The organism is Bacillus sp. EB106-06-01-XG163 (assembly GCF_058791615.1).
This window is the reverse complement of record NZ_JBYTDS010000018.1, coordinates 1-17,546: the sequence shown is the minus strand read 5'-3', so window position 1 is coordinate 17,546 and position 17,546 is coordinate 1. Positions and strand designations below refer to the sequence as shown.

The following is a 17,546-nucleotide window of genomic DNA, read 5'->3' as shown; positions in this document are numbered from 1 at the left end:
ACATGATTATGCGTCGTATTGACCCAAGCAAATTAGAGTTAGAAGAACGCTTAGTTACGGTTAACCGCGTAGCGAAAGTTGTTAAAGGTGGTCGTCGTTTCCGTTTCGCAGCTCTAGTCGTTGTCGGTGACAAAAACGGTCACGTAGGTTTCGGTACTGGTAAAGCACAAGAAGTACCTGAAGCAATCCGCAAAGCTGTTGAAGATGCGAAAAAGAATTTGATTGAAGTACCAATGGTTGGAACTACGATTCCACACGAAATCATCGGACGTTTCGGTGCAGGCAATATCTTGTTGAAACCTGCTTCTGAAGGTACTGGAGTTATCGCTGGAGGCCCTGTACGTGCGGTACTTGAGCTTGCTGGCGTTGCTGATATCCTTTCTAAGTCTTTAGGTTCTAACACACCGATCAACATGATCCGTGCAACACTTCAAGGTTTAAGTGAGCTTAAACGTGCCGAAGAGGTTGCGAAGCTTCGTGGAAAATCTGTAGAAGAACTGTTAGGATAAGGAGGGAACATTAATGGCTAAATTAGAAATTACCCTCAAACGCAGTGTAATCGGTCGCCCGGAAGATCAGCGCGTTACTGTAAGAACACTTGGTTTAAAGAAAACAAACCAAACTGTCGTTCATGAAGATAACGCTGCGATCCGCGGTATGATTAATAAAGTATCTCATCTAGTTTCTGTTAAAGAACAATAAAAATAAATTATAGGCTAAGGAGGTGTCCTAATGAAACTTCATGAATTAAAGCCTTCAGAAGGTTCACGTAAAGTACGCAATCGCGTAGGTCGTGGTATTGGTTCTGGTAACGGTAAAACAGCTGGTAAAGGTCACAAAGGTCAAAACGCTCGTTCTGGCGGCGGTGTACGCCCTGGATTCGAGGGGGGACAAATGCCTTTATTCCAACGTCTTCCGAAGCGCGGTTTTACAAACATCAACCGTAAGGATTACGCTATTGTGAACGTAGACAAATTGAACGGTTTTGCGGAAGGAACGGAAGTCACTCCTGAACTTCTTCTTGAGACTGGTGTTATTAGCAAACTTAATGCAGGAGTAAAGATTCTTGGCAACGGTAAATTAGAGAAAAAATTAACTGTAAAAGCCAATAAATTCTCTGCTTCTGCGAAAGAAGCTGTTGAAGCTGCTGGCGGTACAGCTGAGGTGATCTAACTTGTTTAAGACAATCTCCAACTTTATGCGTGTGAGTGATATTCGGAATAAAATCATTTTTACATTACTCATGCTTATCGTCTTTCGCATAGGTGCGTTTATCCCTGTGCCATATGTAAATGCTCAGGCGTTGCAGACACAAAGTTCGATGGGGGTTTTTGATCTCCTTAACACATTTGGCGGCGGTGCGCTTTATCAGTTCTCCATTTTTGCGATGGGAATTACACCTTACATCACTGCTTCGATCATCATTCAGCTGCTTCAGATGGATGTTGTGCCGAAGTTTACCGAGTGGTCTAAGCAAGGTGAAGTCGGCCGCCGTAAATTAGCTCAGTTCACGAGATATTTTACGATTGTGCTTGGTTTTATCCAGGCATTAGGTATGTCTTACGGGTTTAACAACCTGGCAAACGGTATGCTGATTGAAAAATCCGGCATATCGACATATCTGATTATTGCTTTAGTACTCACTGGAGGAACTGCTTTTTTAATGTGGCTGGGAGAACAAATTACTTCCAATGGAGTAGGTAACGGAATTTCGATCATCATCTTCGCGGGGATTGTGGCTAGTATTCCGAAAACTGTTGGGCAGATTTATGAGACTCAATTTGTCGGCAGCAGCGATCAGCTGTTTATTCATATTGTGAAAATCGCTTTACTGGTGATTGCGATTTTGGCCGTTATTGTTGGTGTTATTTTCATTCAGCAGGCCGTACGCAAAATCGCGATTCAATATGCAAAAGGGCAAGGTCGTTCACCTGTTGGCGGAGGCCAGTCAACTCACCTTCCGCTTAAAGTGAATCCGGCAGGGGTTATTCCGGTAATCTTTGCGGTTGCGTTTCTTATTACGCCGCGTACTATCGCGTCATTTTTCGGAGAGAACGATGTGACAAAGTGGATTCAAGCCAACTTTGACAATACACATCCGGTGGGCATGGCGGTTTATGTCGCATTAATTATCGCCTTTACGTACTTCTATGCTTTTGTGCAGGTAAACCCTGAACAAATGGCTGATAACCTAAAAAAACAGGGTGGCTATATCCCGGGGGTTCGTCCAGGGAAAATGACTCAAGATAGAATTACGAGCATTTTGTATCGACTTACGTTTGTGGGTTCTATATTCTTAGCCGTGATTTCCATTCTTCCTATCTTTTTCATTCAATTCGCTGGATTGCCTCAAAGTGCACAGATTGGCGGAACATCATTGTTAATTGTCGTCGGGGTAGCCTTGGAGACAATGAAGCAGCTGGAGAGCCAGTTAGTGAAACGTAATTACCGAGGATTTATGAAAAATTAGAGGACTGGTTTTAACCATTCCTCTAAATAAGAGAGGACGGGGGAAATCCGAATGAACTTAGTCTTAATGGGACTTCCTGGAGCCGGTAAAGGCACACAGGGAGAACGAATTGTTGAGGATTATGGGATACCTCATATCTCAACGGGAGATATGTTCCGTGCTGCTATGAAAGAAGAAACACCACTCGGACTCGAAGCAAAGTCTTATATTGATAAAGGCGAGCTCGTACCGGACGAAGTCACAATCGGCATTGTCAAAGAAAGACTCGGCAAAGATGATTGTGAAAGAGGTTTTCTTCTGGACGGATTTCCGCGAACAGTCGCTCAGGCTGAAGCTCTTGAAAACATTCTTGAGGAATACGGCAAGCCGATTGATTATGTCATTAACATTAAAGTAGACAAAGACTCTTTAATGGAACGTTTGACTGGACGCAGAATTTGCAGTGTTTGCGGCACAACCTATCATTTGGTTTTCAATCCGCCGAAAACGCCGGGTGTTTGTGATAAAGACGGAGGAGACCTTTATCAACGGGCAGATGATAATGAGGAAACCGTCTCAAAACGGCTTGAGGTCAACATGAAGCAGACTCAGCCTTTACTCGATTTTTATTCTGAGAAAGGGTATCTTGTCAACGTCAATGGCCAGCAGGACATTAACGACGTGTACAAAGATGTGAAAGAGCTTCTTGGAGGATTGAGCAAATGATTATCTGTAAGACCCCTCGTGAGCTTGGCATCATGCGGGAAGCAGGGCGAATCGTGGCTTTGACTCATGAAGAGATGAAAAAGCACATTAAACCAGGAATCTCGACAAAAGAATTGGATCAAATTGCCGAACGTTTTATTGAGAAGCAGGGTGCAATCCCATCTTTTAAGGGGTATAATGGGTTTCGCGGGAGCATCTGTGTATCAGTTAATGAAGAACTCGTTCACGGAATTCCCGGTAAAAGGGTTTTGCGTGACGGTGACATTATCAGCATTGATATCGGTGCTAAATTAAATGGTTATCATGGTGACTCTGCTTGGACATATCCGGTAGGAAACATCAGTGATGATGATAAACGACTGCTGGAAGTGACAGAGGAGTCTTTATATAAAGGCTTGAAGGAAGCAAAACCAGGTGAACGTTTGTCGAATATTTCCCACGCAATACAAACGTATGTCGAAAATGAGCAGTTTTCAGTTGTTAGGGAGTATGTCGGACATGGTGTTGGTCAAGACTTGCATGAGGATCCGCAAATTCCTCATTACGGTCCGCCAAACAAAGGACCTAGGCTGAAGCCTGGTATGGTTCTCGCTATAGAACCGATGGTTAACGCTGGCAGCCGATATGTGAAAACATTGGCTGATAACTGGACGGTTGTAACGGTAGATGGGAAAAAGTGTGCTCATTTTGAACATACGATTGCGATTACGGAAACGGGTTTTGATATACTGACAAAAGTCTAGATGATGAAATGAATTCCATGACACATGTTTTTCATTCCGCACCTGGGCAGATTGTAGGTTTACAATTGGTCGGAAGAAAAACCGGCTAGCTGCTGTCACCGGAATGAAGATTCATCATCGTGTACTAAAGCAGACGGAGAAAAGCGTACATTTCATTCTCCTTAGAAATAGAATATCAATCATTCACCCTTTATGATTGCGTATCTCCGGAAGTTCAGAACAGTATAAACGAAACAGGGCGTGTGACAAACGGATAACTGAGATTTTCTCTTTTGAAATTTGTCAGAGAGCAAGTTACTGATTTGAAGAAGGGAGAACACTTGAATGGCGAAAGACGATGTAATTGAAGTGGAAGGTACGATTGTCGAAACACTGCCAAACGCGATGTTCAAAGTTGAACTCGAAAATGGCCATACGGTTTTGGCTCACGTATCTGGTAAAATCCGCATGCACTTCATTCGCATTTTACCTGGAGACAAAGTTACGGTAGAATTATCTCCATATGACTTAACTCGTGGCAGGATTACGTACCGTTACAAATAAAGCACTCCGGAAACTGAAGGAGGTTGGAAACACATGAAAGTGAGACCATCAGTTAAACCAATCTGCGAGAAATGTAAAGTTATTCGCAGAAAAGGAAAAGTAATGGTGATCTGTGAAAATCCAAAGCATAAACAAAAACAAGGATAATTAATAAGGAGGTGCCCAGAGAATGGCTCGTATTGCTGGTGTAGATATCCCACGTGACAAACGTGTTGTTATTTCTTTAACATATGTCTTCGGAATTGGCCGCACAACGGCTCAGCAAGTCTTGAAAGAGGCTGGTGTTTCTGAAGATACTCGTGTGCGTGATCTTACTGAAGAAGAACTTGGTAAAATCCGTGATGTTATTGACAAACTGAAAGTAGAAGGTGACCTTCGCCGTGAAGTTTCTCTTAACATCAAGCGTCTGATCGAAATCGGAAGCTACCGCGGAATCCGCCATCGCAGAGGTTTGCCTGTTCGCGGACAAAACTCTAAAAACAATGCGCGTACTCGTAAAGGTCCGCGTCGTACTGTAGCTAACAAGAAAAAATAAGTAAGGGAGGTACCTAAACAATGGCTGCTGCTCGTAAACAAAACACGCGTAAACGTCGCGTGAAAAAGAATATTGAGTCAGGAATCGCTCATATTCGTTCAACTTTCAACAACACGATCGTTACGATCACTGATACTCATGGTAATGCTCTTTCTTGGTCAAGTGCCGGAGCTCTAGGATTCAGAGGTTCTCGTAAATCTACTCCTTTTGCTGCGCAAATGGCTGCTGAAACAGCTGCTAAAGGTTCAATCGAACACGGACTTAAAACTCTTGAAGTAACTGTTAAAGGACCAGGTTCTGGCCGTGAAGCTGCAATCCGTGCTTTACAAGCTGCCGGACTTGAAGTTACAGCTATCAGAGACGTAACTCCTGTTCCTCATAATGGATGCCGTCCACCAAAACGTCGCCGCGTGTAATTTGTTTGTATAGATTTTGTGTCCCTGTCAATAATGGGTTATGATACAGTTATTTATGAAACGAATGCACCGACTCGTTGCCTGAGCACATACGGGACTAAACAATGGGGAATTTCGGATGGAATCTCATATGATTCTATTCGAGGTTTCGACGTTTTGAAGGAGGGTTTTAAGTAATGATCGAGATTGAAAAACCAAAAATCGAAACGGTTGAAATCAGCGACGATGCCAAATTTGGTAAGTTTGTCGTAGAGCCGCTTGAGCGTGGATATGGTACAACTCTGGGTAACTCCTTACGTCGTATCCTCTTATCCTCACTCCCTGGTGCCGCTGTAACATCGATCCAGATAGATGGTGTACTGCACGAATTCTCGACAATCGAAGGCGTTGTGGAAGATGTTACAACGATAATCTTGCACATTAAAAAGCTTGCATTGAAAATCTACTCTGATGAAGAGAAGACGCTTGAAATTGATGTACAGGGCGAAGGAACTGTCACAGCAGCTGATATTACACACGACAGCGATGTTGAAATCCTTAATCCGGATCTTCATATTGCGACTCTTGGTGAGAATGCGAGTTTCCGAGTTCGCCTTACTGCACAAAGAGGACGTGGGTATACACCTGCTGATTCGAACAAAAGAGACGATCAGCCAATCGGCGTGATTCCGATCGATTCAATCTTTACGCCAGTTTCTCGTTTATCTTATCAGGTAGAAAACACTCGTGTAGGCCAGGTTGCAAACTATGACAAACTTACACTTGATGTTTGGACTGACGGAAGCACTGGACCGAAGGAAGCAATTGCTCTCGGTTCAAAGATTTTAACTGAACACCTTAATATATTCGTCGGTTTAACTGACGAAGCTCAGCATGCTGAAATCATGGTTGAAAAAGAAGAGGATCAAAAAGAAAAAGTTCTTGAAATGACGATTGAGGAACTTGACCTTTCTGTCCGTTCTTACAACTGCTTGAAGCGTGCGGGCATTAACACGGTTCAAGAACTTGCGAACAAGACGGAAGAAGATATGATGAAAGTTCGCAACCTGGGACGCAAATCACTTGAAGAAGTGAAAGCGAAACTAGAAGAACTTGGACTCGGCCTTCGCAAAGACGATTGATCTAGTTTCCATGTGAACTAGGATTTTCGTGTGTTTTTTATTTAGAAACAGCATTCCATTAAAGGAGGGGACATCACATGTCATACAGAAAACTAGGACGTACGAGTTCACAGCGTAAAGCTATGCTTCGTGATCTTACAACAGATTTGATCATCAACGAAAGAATTGAAACAACTGAAACACGTGCGAAAGAACTTCGCTCTGTTGTTGAAAAGATGATCACTCTTGGTAAGCGCGGTGACTTGCATGCTCGTCGTCAAGCAGCTGCATACATTCGCAACGAGGTTGCTAATGAAGAAAATAACCAAGATGCACTTCAAAAATTATTCTCTGACATTGCAACTCGTTACGAGGAGCGCCAAGGCGGATACACACGTATTATGAAGCTTGGTCCTCGCCGTGGTGACGGTGCACCAATGGCAATCATCGAATTGGTTTAATCACATATTTTTGTGTATCTAAAGAAGGGCGGGACAGTTTCTAACTGGATCTATGCCCTTTTTTTAGATATCAGAACTTTTTATCATGAGACAGAAAAGCAGAGCTATAGCTGAGAGGAGGTCAGGCGCCCGTGGATCAAAAACAGCTTATATCCGTAAAAGACACTCTATTCCGTTACCGCAAAGATGCAGAAAGACCGGCGCTGGACGGTGTGAGTCTGGAGGTATACGAAGGAGAATGGCTTGCTATCGTAGGCCACAACGGTTCAGGGAAGTCGACTTTGGCCAGAGCGCTGAACGGGCTGATTTTGCCCGAGGCCGGAGAAATTGAAGTCGGCGGCATCAAACTGACTGAGGATACCGTGTGGGATGTGCGAAAAAAAATAGGGATGGTCTTTCAGAATCCCGATAACCAATTTGTCGGAACGACTGTTCGCGATGATGTGGCTTTTGGTTTAGAAAACAATGGTGTTCCGCGCGAAGAAATGATTGAGAGAGTAGATTGGGCTGTCACACAAGTCAATATGCAGGATTTTCTTAATCAAGAGCCGCACCATCTCTCCGGAGGTCAAAAACAAAGAGTGGCGATCGCGGGAATTATTGCCGCGCGTCCTGATATTATGATTTTGGATGAAGCGACATCCATGCTTGACCCGATTGGGAGAGAAGAAGTCCTTGATACTGTCAGGCGCTTAAAAGATCAGGGCATGGCCACCGTCATTTCGATAACACATGACCTGGAAGAAGCCGCAAGGGCGGACAGGATCATTGTGATGAACGGCGGCAGGAAATATGCAGAGGGCACGCCTGAAGAGATTTTTAAATTAAACGAAGACTTGGTTCGCATCGGTCTTGATTTGCCTTTCTCATTCCAGCTCAGCCTGCTTTTGAAAGAAAGCGGACTGGCGTTAACGAAAAACCATCTGACTCAGGAAGGGCTGGTGAATGAGCTGTGGACATTAAAATCAAAGATGTAGAACACCGCTATCAAATGAAGACACCGTTTGAACGGTTGGCTCTGTATGATATCAATGCCGTGATAAAAGAGGGCAGCTACGTTGCCGTCATCGGGCATACAGGGTCGGGCAAATCGACGCTCCTGCAGCATTTAAACGGTTTGCTGAAACCGACTAAAGGACAGCTTGAACTCGGGAGCACGATTCTGGCAGCCGGTAAAAAGAATAAAGACCTTAAGACTTTGCGAAAAAAAGTCGGAATCGTTTTCCAATTTCCCGAACATCAGCTGTTTGAAGAGACTGTGCTGAAGGACATCGCATTCGGACCGATGAATTTTGGTGTGAAAAAAGAAGACGCTGAACGGAAAGCAAAAGAAATGCTGGGGCTTGTGGGCCTTCCGGAAGACATTTTGGATCATTCACCATTTGAGCTCAGCGGCGGCCAGATGCGCAGAGTGGCGATTGCCGGCGTTCTCGCGATGGAGCCGGAAGTGCTGGTTTTGGATGAACCGACGGCCGGTCTTGATCCGAGAGGGCGCCAGGACATTATGGACATGTTCTATGCGCTTCATCAGCGGGGAAACCTGACTACCGTTCTCGTCACCCACAGCATGGAGGACGCCGCCCGTTATGCTGACGAAATGATCGTCATGCACAAAGGAACCATTAAAGCGACGGGGAGTCCGCGTGACTTGTTTGTAAAAGGTGAAGAGATGGCCGAAATGGGACTGGATCTTCCTGAATCGGTGAAGTTTCAGAGACGGCTTGAGAAGGCTCTCGGAGTCAAGTATGAAAAACCCATGCTGACCCTGCAGGATGCCGCCAGTGAAATTAAGGCTTTCTTTCAGGAGGAGAAGGACCAATGATGGACAGCATGATTATCGGAAAGTATGTTCCCGGATCATCGCTTATTCACCGATTGGACCCGCGAACAAAACTTGTCAGCATTTTTCTTTTTGTATGTATCGTCTTTTTGGCAAACAACGTACAGACGTACGCTGTGCTCGGTTTGTTTACATTCGGAGTGATCGCCTTGACTCGCGTGCCGTTCAGCTTTTTGCTGAAGGGGCTTAAGCCGATTATTTGGATTGTGGCGTTTACCTTTTTATTACACATTTTCATGACGCATGAAGGATCTGTCATTTTTCAGCTTGGCTGGTTTAAAGTGTATGAGGGCGGACTTATACAGGGTATTTTTATCTCCCTCCGTTTCGTTTACCTTATCTTTATGACGACGCTGCTGACGCTGACAACAACGCCGATTGAAATAACGGATGGAATGGAGCAGCTCCTGAATCCTTTTAAAAAGGTGAAGCTGCCCGTACACGAACTCGCATTGATGATGTCGATATCATTGCGATTTATCCCGACATTGATGGAAGAGACAGATAAAATCATGAAGGCGCAAATGGCGAGGGGTGCGGACTTTACAAGCGGCCCGGTGAAAGACAGAATCAAAGCGGTTGTTCCGCTGCTTGTCCCGCTGTTTGTCAGCGCCTTTAAACGCGCGGAAGAGCTCGCGGTCGCCATGGAGGCGAGAGGCTACCAGGGCGGTGAGGGGAGAACGAAATACAGAAAGCTCGTCTGGACCGGAAAGGATACCGGAGCTATTCTGCTCATCATGGTATTAGCCGTGTTATTGTTTTTCTTAAGAAGTTAGAGGTGCTGCTGAATGAGAGTGAAATGTACCATTGCTTATGACGGGCATTTATTTAACGGATATCAGGTTCAGCCTGGAAAGCGGACCGTTCAAAGTGAATTGGAAAAAGCGCTGGCCGTCATCCATAAAACGGACGGCAGAGTGCCTGTCATCTCATCCGGCCGCACGGACAGCGATGTTCATGCTGCCGGGCAGGTCATTCATTTTGATACGCCGCTGTCCATCCCGGCTGAGAAATGGCCGTTTGCGCTCAATGCCCTGCTGCCTGATGATATTGCCGTCAAAACAGCAGAGATTGCGGATGATGGGTTCCATGCACGATTTAGCGCGGTCCAAAAGGAATATCGCTACTTTGTATATACGGAGAAACACCCGGACGTATTTAAACGACATTACGCTTACCATTTTGCATATCCGCTTAATGTGCAGAAAATGAGGGAAGCTTCAAGGCACCTCGTCGGGACACATGATTTCACAAGCTTTTGCGCGGCTGATACCGCGGTTCAGGATAAAGTCAGAACAATTTACGAGCTGGATTGGACTGAGACCGGAGACGGCCTGCAGATGCGGATCACCGGAAACGGTTTTCTCTATAATATGGTCAGAATCATTGCCGGAACGTTATTGGATACAGGAGCTGGAAAATTTTCTCCCGATGATGTAAAAGCAATGCTCGAAGCGAAGGATCGTGAAGCCGCGGGGCGCACCGCACCGGGGCACGGGCTGTATTTATGGAGCGTTTGCTATGACAACTAAACCAGGTGTAACATTTTCTTGACAGAGTCTGCATAAAGTTATAAGATATCATATGGTATGTATTTCAACCCCACGATAAGCCCCGGAACTTATTGTGTTGTGAAATAGAACGTAATCGAAGATTATTGAAAATGACAGATCATTTAGGAGGGAAATTCAATGCGTACAACACCTATGGCTAACGCAAGTACTATTGAACGCAAGTGGTTAGTTGTTGATGCTGCTGGCAAGACTTTAGGACGTCTTTCTACAGAAGTTGCATCTATCCTTCGCGGGAAACACAAACCGACTTACACACCGCACGTTGATACTGGAGATCATGTGATCATCATCAACGCTGAAAAAATCGAGTTAACTGGTAAAAAGTTAACTGACAAAATCTACTACCGTCACACTCAACATCCAGGCGGATTAAAATCAAGAACTGCTCTTGAAATGCGTACAAACTACCCTGAGAAAATGCTTGAGCTTGCTATCAAAGGCATGCTTCCAAAAGGTTCTCTAGGTCGTCAAATGTTCAAGAAATTGAACGTATACCGTGGTTCTGAGCATCCACATGAAGCACAAAAACCTGAAGTTTACGAACTTCGCGGTTAATTAAAAAGGAGGTTACCAATTTGGCACAGGTTCAATATTACGGTACTGGCCGTCGTAAAAGTTCTGTAGCGCGTGTGCGCTTAGTTCCAGGTGAAGGTCGTATCGTCGTTAATAATCGTGAAATCAGCGAGCACATTCCATCTCCAGCTCTAATCGAAGATATCAAACAACCATTAACTTTAACTGAAACAGCTGGTACTTATGATGTTTTAGTAAACGTACATGGAGGCGGCTTATCTGGTCAAGCTGGAGCAATCCGTCATGGTATCGCTCGTGCTTTGCTTGAAGCAGATCCAGAATACCGTGCAACACTTAAACGTGCTGGTCTTCTGACTCGTGACGCTCGTATGAAAGAACGTAAAAAATACGGTCTTAAAGGCGCTCGTCGTGCACCTCAGTTCTCAAAACGTTAATCGTTTTGGATGGCAAAAACCACAACTTCTTGGTTGTGGTTTTTTTGTATTTTTTTCTCATATTCAAGAGGTTATCCGATGTTTTTCTAGAATTGTTTGTTATACTCTATTCATTACCAATAAGGAGCGCAGTTATAATGAATAAGTTAGTCATACATAACAGCAAGGCATGGGATAAAAAAGTCGAAACAGGCAATGAATGGACGGTTGCGGTTGATTCTCATACGATTGGTGAAGCGAAAAAAGGCAATTGGAGCATCAGAATGACCCCCGGAAAAGATGTGCCGGCTGATTGGTTTCCGCCCATAGACGGTCTGAAGGTTCTTTGTCTCGCTTCAGGAGGAGGACAGCAAGGGCCGGTCCTTGCTGCTGCAGGAGCGGATGTGACCATCTTTGACAATTCGGAAAAACAGCTTGCGCAAGACAGAATGGTTGCCGGGCGGGACGATCTTACGCTTCGGACTGTCAAAGGCAGCATGAATGATCTGAGCTGTTTTGATGATGAGTCATTTGATTTTATCGTGCACCCGGTATCGAATTGCTTTGTTGATACGGTTCTTCCGGTATGGAAAGAAGCTCATCGCGTATTGAAAAAAGGCGGGTCTTTAGTCTCCGGTTTTGTAAATCCCGTCGTGTTCTTATTTGATATGGATTTAGAGCAGGAAGGCGTACTAAAAGTAAAGTATTCCATTCCGTTTTCGGATGAAAAAGATCTGAGTAAGAAAAAGGTAAAGGAACTTATTGATAATCATGAAGCGCTTGAATTCGGCCATACGCTGGAGGATCAAATTAAAGGTCAGATTGACGCAGGCTTCATGGTTGCCGGTTTTTACGAGGACAAAGGCGGCCTCGTGCTGGATGAATACATTAATACATACTCCGTAACAAGAAGCATTAAAATATAAAAACGGCATCCCGTCAGAGGTGCTGTTTTTTTGCGGCTTTTTCCTGCGGACGGCTGATCACATTAGCCGAAACCGGTTCTATTCCAATGTCTCTGGCCCAAACCGACAGTTGTCCCATATGGTGAATCTCATGCGCAAGGATGTGGCGGAGAATATCTTCTTTAGGAAAGGTTTGGTCCATCCATTCCGGCTTAACAAGATCCGGTCCTTTGAGGGAGACCGCATGAATGACATCCTCCCGATACTGTTCAGACAGCTTTCTGAGATCCTGAATGCTTGTATAGTCAGACTCAGCAGGTAAAACATCATCTTTACCTAAAATGGCACGAGCCCAGCTGATCTCGACATCAATGATATGAAATAAAGTCCGCAAGATGCTCTCCATTCCGCCCGTCCGGGTTTTCGTCAGTTCCTCCCGGCTCAGCTTTTCACATATCATAAACCACTCGTCACGCACCGTCCAATTGTATTGAAACAGCTTTTTCATCACGTCACCTCAGCTCTTTCTTCTTCCAGTTAACATAAAACTCCTTCATTTGGGAGGATTTCCACTATCAACAAAGCATGCTTTTTCCCTTTTCCTTTCAAAATAACAGTAAAAAGGAGCGTGGCTGGCAATGGCAGAAGTATTATCTTTTTCAGACGTGAAACGGCAGAAGGATTTTGAGCTTGAGAAGAGTTTACTAAAGGAGCTGTCACTGACGCAGATCATTCAGTCCGTAAAAGCATGTCTTACCCCTTTGTTTCCCTTTCTTCAAGACGAAAACGGCATTCTGAGTGAAGGATGCATAGATTTTGCAATTGAAGCGTATTTATTAGGCGGCCGGTTCGGCGTCTTTGGCTATTATGGTGAGTCTTTGCAGAGGGCAAACGCCCGTTCGGCTGAAGAAGAGGAAGAACTGACGGTCGATTTTTTTGAATATCTTTGCAATTGGACGCATGAGCAATATTCTTCCGTTGAACAAAAAGAAATCTATGAAGCGTCCTGCCGGTTTATCAACAGCTGGTGGACGGAAGGATTTCTGCAAAGAGAAAAACAATGTAAGCTCCGCATGAGGTAATCATAATTTCTTCCCTTGTCCCATACTTATTAATAACGGGGACAAGCGGGAGGGAAAGGTATGACAAAAAAGCTGAAATGGCTCGGTTTTTTACTTGGCTTTATCATATTATTGTGTTTATTCCGGTTTCAATTCCATAATGATGATTCCTGGCGGCCGTGGAGTCTGCCGCTGAGCGGGAAAATCATCTATCTCGATCCGGGACACGGCGGGCCGGACGGAGGCGCCACGGGAGGCAGTCACCTTGAAAAGGACATTACTCTCGAAGTGGCCTCCAGGGTCAGAGACTATTTGCAGGAGCAGGGAGCTTTGGTCATTATGACGCGGGAGACGGATACTGATTTAGCTCCTGAAGGGACGAAAGGCTACAGCAGACGCAAAGCGGAAGATCTGAGAAAGCGCGTGGAAATCATCAACCGTTCAGAGGCGGAGCTTTATATCAGCATTCATCTGAACGCCATACCGTCACCGAGATGGAGCGGCGCCCAAAGCTTCTACTATGGAAAATACGAAGAAAATGAAAAAGTGGCAAAATATATACAGGACGAATTGAGAATCAATTTGGAGAATACAACGAGAAAGGCGAAACGGATACACGGCATTTACTTAATGCAGAATGTAACCAAACCGGGCGCGCTGGTGGAGATCGGATTTCTGTCCAATCCCGCGGAAGCGAAAAGGCTCGGCCAGCCCAAATATCAGGACAAAATCGCTTCTTCCGTGTATAAGGGCGTATTGAGATACTTCACAGAGAAAGGAGACCCTCCCGAGTAAGGAGGGTTTTTCGCCGATTCTATGTTTAATATATGGTATAATACCATTTGTAAACGAATACACAAAGGGTGAGGGTTCGATGATAAGAGAAGATGAAGTAAGAAATATAGTCGGAAACATGCGCGAACCTTTTCTTCATAGACCGCTGGGAGAATTGGATGCCATTAAAGAAGTAAAGATCAAGCCGGAAAAACGGCATGTCAGTGTGAAAATTGCATTGGCAAAAACGGGGACGGCTGAACAGATGGGTATTCAGCAGGAAATCGTATCCGTTCTGAAAGAAGCGGGTGCGGAAACTGTGGGACTGCGGTTTGAAGAGCTGCCGGAAGAAACATTGGCGAAATTCAGCCGGCCGGCTGCTGAAAGCGAAACCCTGCTGAATAGGAAACATCCGCCGGTCTTTCTTGCGGTGGCAAGCGGAAAAGGCGGTGTCGGCAAATCAACGGTTTCCGTCAACCTGGCCATTTCTCTTGCGCGGCTCGGAAAAAAAGTCGGCTTGATCGATGCGGATATATACGGATTCAGCGTGCCGGACATGATGGGTATTACAGTTCGCCCGACAGTAGAAGGAGAAAAACTGCTTCCTGTCGAAAGATTTGGAGTAAAGGTTATGTCGATGGGCTTTTTCGTCGAAGAAAACGCTCCGGTTGTGTGGAGAGGGCCGATGCTGGGCAAGATGCTGAATAACTTCTTCCATGAAGTTGACTGGGGAGAGGTTGACTATATCGTTCTTGATCTGCCGCCCGGCACTGGTGATGTGGCGCTCGATGTACACACGATGCTTCCGAGCTGCAAAGAGATTATCGTATCAACGCCGCACCCTACAGCCGCATTTGTAGCGGCGAGAGCGGGTTCTATGGCGATTAAGACCGATCATGAAGTTGTAGGGGTCATTGAAAATATGGCTTACTATGAAAGTGCAAAAACCGGCGAGAGAGAATATGTGTTCGGTCAAGGCGGGGGAGATAAGCTTGCAGAGGAATTGCAAGTGCCGCTGCTTGGCAGAATTCCTTTAAAACAGCCTGATTGGGACAAGGATCAGTTTGCGCCTTCTGTCTATGACAGAAGTCATCCGATCGGGGAAATTTATATGGGGATCGCCCAGAAAGTCATTGAAAAAACAGCTGAATAAAAAAGGGGCCGGGATCAACACGGCCCGGCCTTTTATTGGCTTTCTTTTTCAGAGCTTGAAGCTGCTTTTTTCAATTCATCCTCGAATTGCTTTTTGAAAAGCGGGCTGGAAAGTGTCTCTGTAATTACATCTTCTAAGTAACTGCGGAACTTTTGGCTTTTCACCAGCTCATAGTATTTTTTATCCATGCCGGGGTCCTGCATGATCTGCATAAAACTTTTCTGATAATCAGGGTCTTTCATCAGTTTTTTTATGATTTTTTCATGCTCGGGCTGAAGAGTTTTTGCAAAGCTCTCGGCGAATTTTGAGTCTTCAAAAATGGTTTTCCAGAACTCCGCCCCTTTTTTAGAGGTGAGGGTTTTCTCTATTGTGCCTTTAATGGCATTTTGATCAATCACCAATGCCTCATTCATCGCATCATCATTTAATATTTCCTTAATTGCCTTTTTTCCATCATCGGTCTTTAATATATCAACAACCATTTTTTTAGTCTGGTCATAATCCATATCCGCTGCTTGGTCTTTTGGAGCACAAGCTGTTACAGATAATAAAACAAAACAGCTTATCAATAGCGTTTTGGCTTTTGACATGCATAAGCTCCTTCCTTACTTGTACTTATTTTTAATATGATTCATCGGAATGGATTTATACATAACAAAATATCGCTGAACGCGATTGTCAGGGGGATGAATAAGAGATGAAAAGCCGCGGGCTTGTTCGATTTTTCTTTTCGATTTTAGCTGTGGGCGCTCTTATTACAAGCGTCGTGGGATTTGCTCTGAAGTGGGGGGAGTACAAGGGGTTCTTTCTGAATTTTGAGGCCGGTCAGATTTTCTCCGTTCTGATCTGGTTTATCGGGGTGGGCATGATTTTCAGTGTGATCAGCCAGATGGGATTCTTCGTTTTTCTGACGGTGCACCGGTTTGCCCTTGAAATTCTCAGATCAAGCTCGCTTTGGAATCTGCTTCAGCTGTTTATCATTTTGTTTGTCGCTTTTGATTTAATGTACGTCAGATTTTTGTTTTTCGGAGAGCGGGATGACTCGATTGCGGGGTTTGTCTGGCTGCCGCTGGCTCTGCTTGCCGTCGGCCTGTTGACGGCGTATATAAAACAAAAGCAGTCCTCAAAAAATACGTTCGTTTCATCATTATTTTTAATGGTTGTTATTACAGCGCTTGAATGGGTTCCTGCGCTACGAGTGAATAATGAGGACTGGCTTTATTTGATGCTGATTCCGCTGATGGGCTGCAATGCGTTTCAGCTGCTAATGCTGCCGAAGTTTGCCCAGAGGTAATTATTTCACTTCTGATGACTTGACGTCAGTATTTGCGATCAGGTCGCCGACGGTCACGTTTTTCAGTCCTTTTTGCTTTAAATTGTGAATGATGGCGGGGAGCGCTTCTTCAGTCTGTGTTGCTGAATCAGAGGCGTGCAGCAGAACAATGTCGCCGCCTTTTATATGACTGTTTACATTTTCAATGATTTTATCAGGACCGGGATTTTTCCAATCCTGCGAGTTAACACTGTAATGAACCACTGAATAGTGGTACTGCTGTGCAATGGTAAGAACCTTTTTATTAAATTGTCCGGTCGGCGGGCGGAGTAAATGAACATTCTTCACACCCAGCTTTTTAAATGCGGTCTGGGCCCGGAGGATATCTTTTTTTATTTCATTGTCCTCTAGGTTGGTATAATTCTTATACGCATATCCCATGCTGCCGATTTGATGTCCGTCTTTTACCATACGTTCAACTGTGTCCGGGTGCCGTTCCGCCCAAGAAGCTGATAGAAAAAAAGTAGCGTTTTTAATACCGTTTGCTTTTAGCGCGTTCAGAATCGGAACCGCCTTTTCATCGCCCCAGCTGATATCGAATGTTAATGCGACTTCCCCCGCTCTCGTCTCCCCTTTTGAAATAGCCTTTGGGCCGCTATCAGTTAAAAATACAGGAAGGGGGACGGCTCTCTGTATATAAAAAAAGCTGGCTGCTGCAAATGCGGCAATGATAATAATAAGCAGCTGTTTTATCCTTCTGATGTGCCACACGTAGAAGTGATTCACTGATGACGCCTCCTTATCTTGTCCATGCTTGATTACATCGTATGCCGCGGCGGAGATGAATATAACGAAATACGTTTTAAAAAAAACGAAAAAAACACTTGCTAAATTCAACGAATGCGTGGTATATTATTAAACGTCGCTGATGAACAGCAGACAACAACAAAAAGCTTCGGAAACAACGTAAAAAAAGTTGTTGACATAAAAGAAGCTGAGTGGTAAGATAATAAAGCTGCTTCAACAAGCGGTAATGATCTTTGAAA

General features: G+C 44.7%; 26 protein-coding genes. 23 read left to right on the top strand and 3 right to left on the bottom strand.

The genetic code is table 11. The features are described 5' to 3' along the window. The first annotated feature begins 8 nt into the window (after positions 1 to 8). From rpsE to AC3WTF_RS17460, 19 genes are all read left to right on the top strand, one after another. Positions 9 to 509 (top strand): 30S ribosomal protein S5, encoded by a 501-nt coding sequence (gene rpsE, locus AC3WTF_RS17550; protein WP_003156493.1) that lies wholly within the window; start codon positions 9 to 11, stop codon positions 507 to 509. A gap of 13 nt (positions 510 to 522) precedes the next feature. Then, on the top strand, positions 523 to 702 hold the full coding sequence (gene rpmD / locus AC3WTF_RS17545; RefSeq protein ID WP_003156497.1) for a 50S ribosomal protein L30: 180 nt from the start codon (positions 523 to 525) through the stop codon (positions 700 to 702). A 30-nt stretch (positions 703 to 732) separates the two neighbouring features. Next, the gene (gene rplO, locus AC3WTF_RS17540; RefSeq protein ID WP_007410405.1) at positions 733 to 1,173 is read left to right on the top strand and encodes a 50S ribosomal protein L15; all 441 of its coding nucleotides are present in this window, start codon (positions 733 to 735) and stop codon (positions 1,171 to 1,173) included. Position 1,174: 1 nt separating this feature from the next. Beyond that, positions 1,175 to 2,470 (top strand): preprotein translocase subunit SecY, encoded by a 1,296-nt coding sequence (secY, locus tag AC3WTF_RS17535; protein ID WP_007410406.1) that lies wholly within the window; start codon positions 1,175 to 1,177, stop codon positions 2,468 to 2,470. 51 nt (positions 2,471 to 2,521) lie between these two features. Next, positions 2,522 to 3,175 (top strand): adenylate kinase, encoded by a 654-nt coding sequence (locus tag AC3WTF_RS17530; RefSeq protein WP_007410407.1) that lies wholly within the window; start codon positions 2,522 to 2,524, stop codon positions 3,173 to 3,175. Then, entirely contained in the window at positions 3,172 to 3,918 is a 747-nt protein-coding gene (map, locus tag AC3WTF_RS17525; protein ID WP_007410408.1) for a type I methionyl aminopeptidase, read from the top strand. Before AC3WTF_RS17530 ends, map begins: the two co-directional genes overlap by 4 nt. Positions 3,919 to 4,242: 324 nt before the next feature. After that, positions 4,243 to 4,461, top strand: a complete 219-nt coding sequence (gene infA, locus AC3WTF_RS17520; protein ID WP_003156508.1) for a translation initiation factor IF-1 — start codon at positions 4,243 to 4,245, stop codon at positions 4,459 to 4,461. Between the two features lie 33 nt (positions 4,462 to 4,494). Further along, the gene (rpmJ, locus tag AC3WTF_RS17515) at positions 4,495 to 4,608 is read left to right on the top strand and encodes a 50S ribosomal protein L36 (RefSeq protein WP_003156543.1); all 114 of its coding nucleotides are present in this window, start codon (positions 4,495 to 4,497) and stop codon (positions 4,606 to 4,608) included. Positions 4,609 to 4,630: 22 nt separating this feature from the next. Next, complete coding sequence (gene rpsM, locus AC3WTF_RS17510) at positions 4,631 to 4,996, top strand: 30S ribosomal protein S13 (RefSeq protein WP_003156545.1); 366 nt, start codon at positions 4,631 to 4,633, stop codon at positions 4,994 to 4,996. 20 nt (positions 4,997 to 5,016) lie between these two features. Then, complete coding sequence (rpsK, locus tag AC3WTF_RS17505; RefSeq protein ID WP_007410409.1) at positions 5,017 to 5,412, top strand: 30S ribosomal protein S11; 396 nt, start codon at positions 5,017 to 5,019, stop codon at positions 5,410 to 5,412. Positions 5,413 to 5,588: 176 nt separating this feature from the next. After that, positions 5,589 to 6,533, top strand: a complete 945-nt coding sequence (locus AC3WTF_RS17500) for a DNA-directed RNA polymerase subunit alpha (protein ID WP_003156549.1) — start codon at positions 5,589 to 5,591, stop codon at positions 6,531 to 6,533. Between the two features lie 77 nt (positions 6,534 to 6,610). Then, positions 6,611 to 6,973 (top strand): 50S ribosomal protein L17, encoded by a 363-nt coding sequence (rplQ, locus tag AC3WTF_RS17495; protein WP_003156550.1) that lies wholly within the window; start codon positions 6,611 to 6,613, stop codon positions 6,971 to 6,973. A 131-nt stretch (positions 6,974 to 7,104) separates the two neighbouring features. Then, the gene (locus AC3WTF_RS17490) at positions 7,105 to 7,950 is read left to right on the top strand and encodes an energy-coupling factor ABC transporter ATP-binding protein (protein ID WP_053104720.1); all 846 of its coding nucleotides are present in this window, start codon (positions 7,105 to 7,107) and stop codon (positions 7,948 to 7,950) included. Further along, positions 7,926 to 8,795 carry an energy-coupling factor ABC transporter ATP-binding protein gene (locus AC3WTF_RS17485; RefSeq protein ID WP_042635690.1) on the top strand — a complete coding sequence of 290 codons (870 nt, stop codon included), beginning with the start codon at positions 7,926 to 7,928 and terminating at the stop codon, positions 8,793 to 8,795. The genes AC3WTF_RS17490 and AC3WTF_RS17485 overlap by 25 nt, the downstream gene beginning before the upstream one ends. Continuing rightward, entirely contained in the window at positions 8,792 to 9,589 is a 798-nt protein-coding gene (locus AC3WTF_RS17480) for an energy-coupling factor transporter transmembrane component T family protein (RefSeq protein ID WP_042635691.1), read from the top strand. The genes AC3WTF_RS17485 and AC3WTF_RS17480 overlap by 4 nt, the downstream gene beginning before the upstream one ends. A gap of 12 nt (positions 9,590 to 9,601) precedes the next feature. Next, positions 9,602 to 10,345 carry a tRNA pseudouridine(38-40) synthase TruA gene (gene truA / locus AC3WTF_RS17475; RefSeq protein ID WP_033575233.1) on the top strand — a complete coding sequence of 248 codons (744 nt, stop codon included), beginning with the start codon at positions 9,602 to 9,604 and terminating at the stop codon, positions 10,343 to 10,345. Between the two features lie 159 nt (positions 10,346 to 10,504). Then, the gene (gene rplM, locus AC3WTF_RS17470; RefSeq protein ID WP_003225844.1) at positions 10,505 to 10,942 is read left to right on the top strand and encodes a 50S ribosomal protein L13; all 438 of its coding nucleotides are present in this window, start codon (positions 10,505 to 10,507) and stop codon (positions 10,940 to 10,942) included. A gap of 20 nt (positions 10,943 to 10,962) precedes the next feature. Then, on the top strand, positions 10,963 to 11,355 hold the full coding sequence (gene rpsI / locus AC3WTF_RS17465; RefSeq protein ID WP_003225846.1) for a 30S ribosomal protein S9: 393 nt from the start codon (positions 10,963 to 10,965) through the stop codon (positions 11,353 to 11,355). 137 nt (positions 11,356 to 11,492) lie between these two features. Then, on the top strand, positions 11,493 to 12,260 hold the full coding sequence (locus tag AC3WTF_RS17460; RefSeq protein WP_033575232.1) for a class I SAM-dependent methyltransferase: 768 nt from the start codon (positions 11,493 to 11,495) through the stop codon (positions 12,258 to 12,260). A 13-nt stretch (positions 12,261 to 12,273) separates the two neighbouring features. Here the strand turns inward: AC3WTF_RS17460 and AC3WTF_RS17455 are convergent, their stop codons facing one another. Further along, complete coding sequence (locus AC3WTF_RS17455; RefSeq protein WP_492314323.1) at positions 12,274 to 12,747, bottom strand: DinB family protein; 474 nt, start codon at positions 12,745 to 12,747, stop codon at positions 12,274 to 12,276. A 130-nt stretch (positions 12,748 to 12,877) separates the two neighbouring features. On the opposite strand from AC3WTF_RS17455, the gene AC3WTF_RS17450 reads away from it, so the two are divergent. From AC3WTF_RS17450 to AC3WTF_RS17440, 3 genes are all read left to right on the top strand, one after another. Then, positions 12,878 to 13,321, top strand: coding sequence for a DUF2521 family protein (locus tag AC3WTF_RS17450; RefSeq protein ID WP_007410416.1), 444 nt, complete (start codon positions 12,878 to 12,880; stop codon positions 13,319 to 13,321). 60 nt (positions 13,322 to 13,381) lie between these two features. Then, a complete protein-coding gene (cwlD, locus tag AC3WTF_RS17445; RefSeq protein WP_007410417.1) occupies positions 13,382 to 14,095 on the top strand; it encodes an N-acetylmuramoyl-L-alanine amidase CwlD in 714 nt (237 codons plus the stop codon). Positions 14,096 to 14,174: 79 nt separating this feature from the next. Next, positions 14,175 to 15,227 carry an Mrp/NBP35 family ATP-binding protein gene (locus AC3WTF_RS17440; RefSeq protein ID WP_007410418.1) on the top strand — a complete coding sequence of 351 codons (1,053 nt, stop codon included), beginning with the start codon at positions 14,175 to 14,177 and terminating at the stop codon, positions 15,225 to 15,227. Between the two features lie 32 nt (positions 15,228 to 15,259). On the opposite strand, the gene gerD is transcribed toward AC3WTF_RS17440, so the two are convergent. Beyond that, on the bottom strand, positions 15,260 to 15,817 hold the full coding sequence (gerD, locus tag AC3WTF_RS17435) for a spore germination lipoprotein GerD (protein ID WP_007410419.1): 558 nt from the start codon (positions 15,815 to 15,817) through the stop codon (positions 15,260 to 15,262). A gap of 107 nt (positions 15,818 to 15,924) precedes the next feature. Here gerD and kbaA point away from each other — a divergent pair, with 107 nt between their 5' ends. Next, positions 15,925 to 16,521, top strand: a complete 597-nt coding sequence (gene kbaA, locus AC3WTF_RS17430; RefSeq protein WP_007410420.1) for a KinB-signaling pathway activation protein — start codon at positions 15,925 to 15,927, stop codon at positions 16,519 to 16,521. On the opposite strand, the gene pdaB is transcribed toward kbaA, so the two are convergent. Continuing rightward, entirely contained in the window at positions 16,522 to 17,286 is a 765-nt protein-coding gene (gene pdaB / locus AC3WTF_RS17425; RefSeq protein WP_020955228.1) for a polysaccharide deacetylase family sporulation protein PdaB, read from the bottom strand. It lies immediately after the preceding gene. Positions 17,287 to 17,546: the final 260 nt, after the last annotated feature.

Excerpts from the sequence above, each read along its gene's own strand:
- kbaA (WP_007410420.1), top strand. The coding sequence starts at position 15,925 with ATGAAAAGCCGCGGGCTTGTTCGATTTTTCTTTTCGATTTTAGCTGTG.
- AC3WTF_RS17530 (WP_007410407.1), top strand. The coding sequence starts at position 2,522 with ATGAACTTAGTCTTAATGGGACTTCCTGGAGCCGGTAAAGGCACACAG.
- gerD (WP_007410419.1), bottom strand. The coding sequence starts at position 15,817 with ATGTCAAAAGCCAAAACGCTATTGATAAGCTGTTTTGTTTTATTATCT.
- rplQ (WP_003156550.1), top strand. The coding sequence starts at position 6,611 with ATGTCATACAGAAAACTAGGACGTACGAGTTCACAGCGTAAAGCTATG.
- AC3WTF_RS17455 (WP_492314323.1), bottom strand. The coding sequence starts at position 12,747 with ATGAAAAAGCTGTTTCAATACAATTGGACGGTGCGTGACGAGTGGTTT.
- cwlD (WP_007410417.1), top strand. The coding sequence starts at position 13,382 with ATGACAAAAAAGCTGAAATGGCTCGGTTTTTTACTTGGCTTTATCATA.
- AC3WTF_RS17500 (WP_003156549.1), top strand. The coding sequence starts at position 5,589 with ATGATCGAGATTGAAAAACCAAAAATCGAAACGGTTGAAATCAGCGAC.
- rpsM (WP_003156545.1), top strand. The coding sequence starts at position 4,631 with ATGGCTCGTATTGCTGGTGTAGATATCCCACGTGACAAACGTGTTGTT.
- rpmD (WP_003156497.1), top strand. The coding sequence starts at position 523 with ATGGCTAAATTAGAAATTACCCTCAAACGCAGTGTAATCGGTCGCCCG.
- AC3WTF_RS17440 (WP_007410418.1), top strand. The coding sequence starts at position 14,175 with ATGATAAGAGAAGATGAAGTAAGAAATATAGTCGGAAACATGCGCGAA.
- rpmJ (WP_003156543.1), top strand. The coding sequence starts at position 4,495 with ATGAAAGTGAGACCATCAGTTAAACCAATCTGCGAGAAATGTAAAGTT.
- infA (WP_003156508.1), top strand. The coding sequence starts at position 4,243 with ATGGCGAAAGACGATGTAATTGAAGTGGAAGGTACGATTGTCGAAACA.
- rpsE (WP_003156493.1), top strand. The coding sequence starts at position 9 with ATGCGTCGTATTGACCCAAGCAAATTAGAGTTAGAAGAACGCTTAGTT.
- AC3WTF_RS17480 (WP_042635691.1), top strand. The coding sequence starts at position 8,792 with ATGATGGACAGCATGATTATCGGAAAGTATGTTCCCGGATCATCGCTT.
- truA (WP_033575233.1), top strand. The coding sequence starts at position 9,602 with ATGAGAGTGAAATGTACCATTGCTTATGACGGGCATTTATTTAACGGA.
- rplO (WP_007410405.1), top strand. The coding sequence starts at position 733 with ATGAAACTTCATGAATTAAAGCCTTCAGAAGGTTCACGTAAAGTACGC.
- AC3WTF_RS17460 (WP_033575232.1), top strand. The coding sequence starts at position 11,493 with ATGAATAAGTTAGTCATACATAACAGCAAGGCATGGGATAAAAAAGTC.
- rpsK (WP_007410409.1), top strand. The coding sequence starts at position 5,017 with ATGGCTGCTGCTCGTAAACAAAACACGCGTAAACGTCGCGTGAAAAAG.
- map (WP_007410408.1), top strand. The coding sequence starts at position 3,172 with ATGATTATCTGTAAGACCCCTCGTGAGCTTGGCATCATGCGGGAAGCA.
- rplM (WP_003225844.1), top strand. The coding sequence starts at position 10,505 with ATGCGTACAACACCTATGGCTAACGCAAGTACTATTGAACGCAAGTGG.
- AC3WTF_RS17450 (WP_007410416.1), top strand. The coding sequence starts at position 12,878 with ATGGCAGAAGTATTATCTTTTTCAGACGTGAAACGGCAGAAGGATTTT.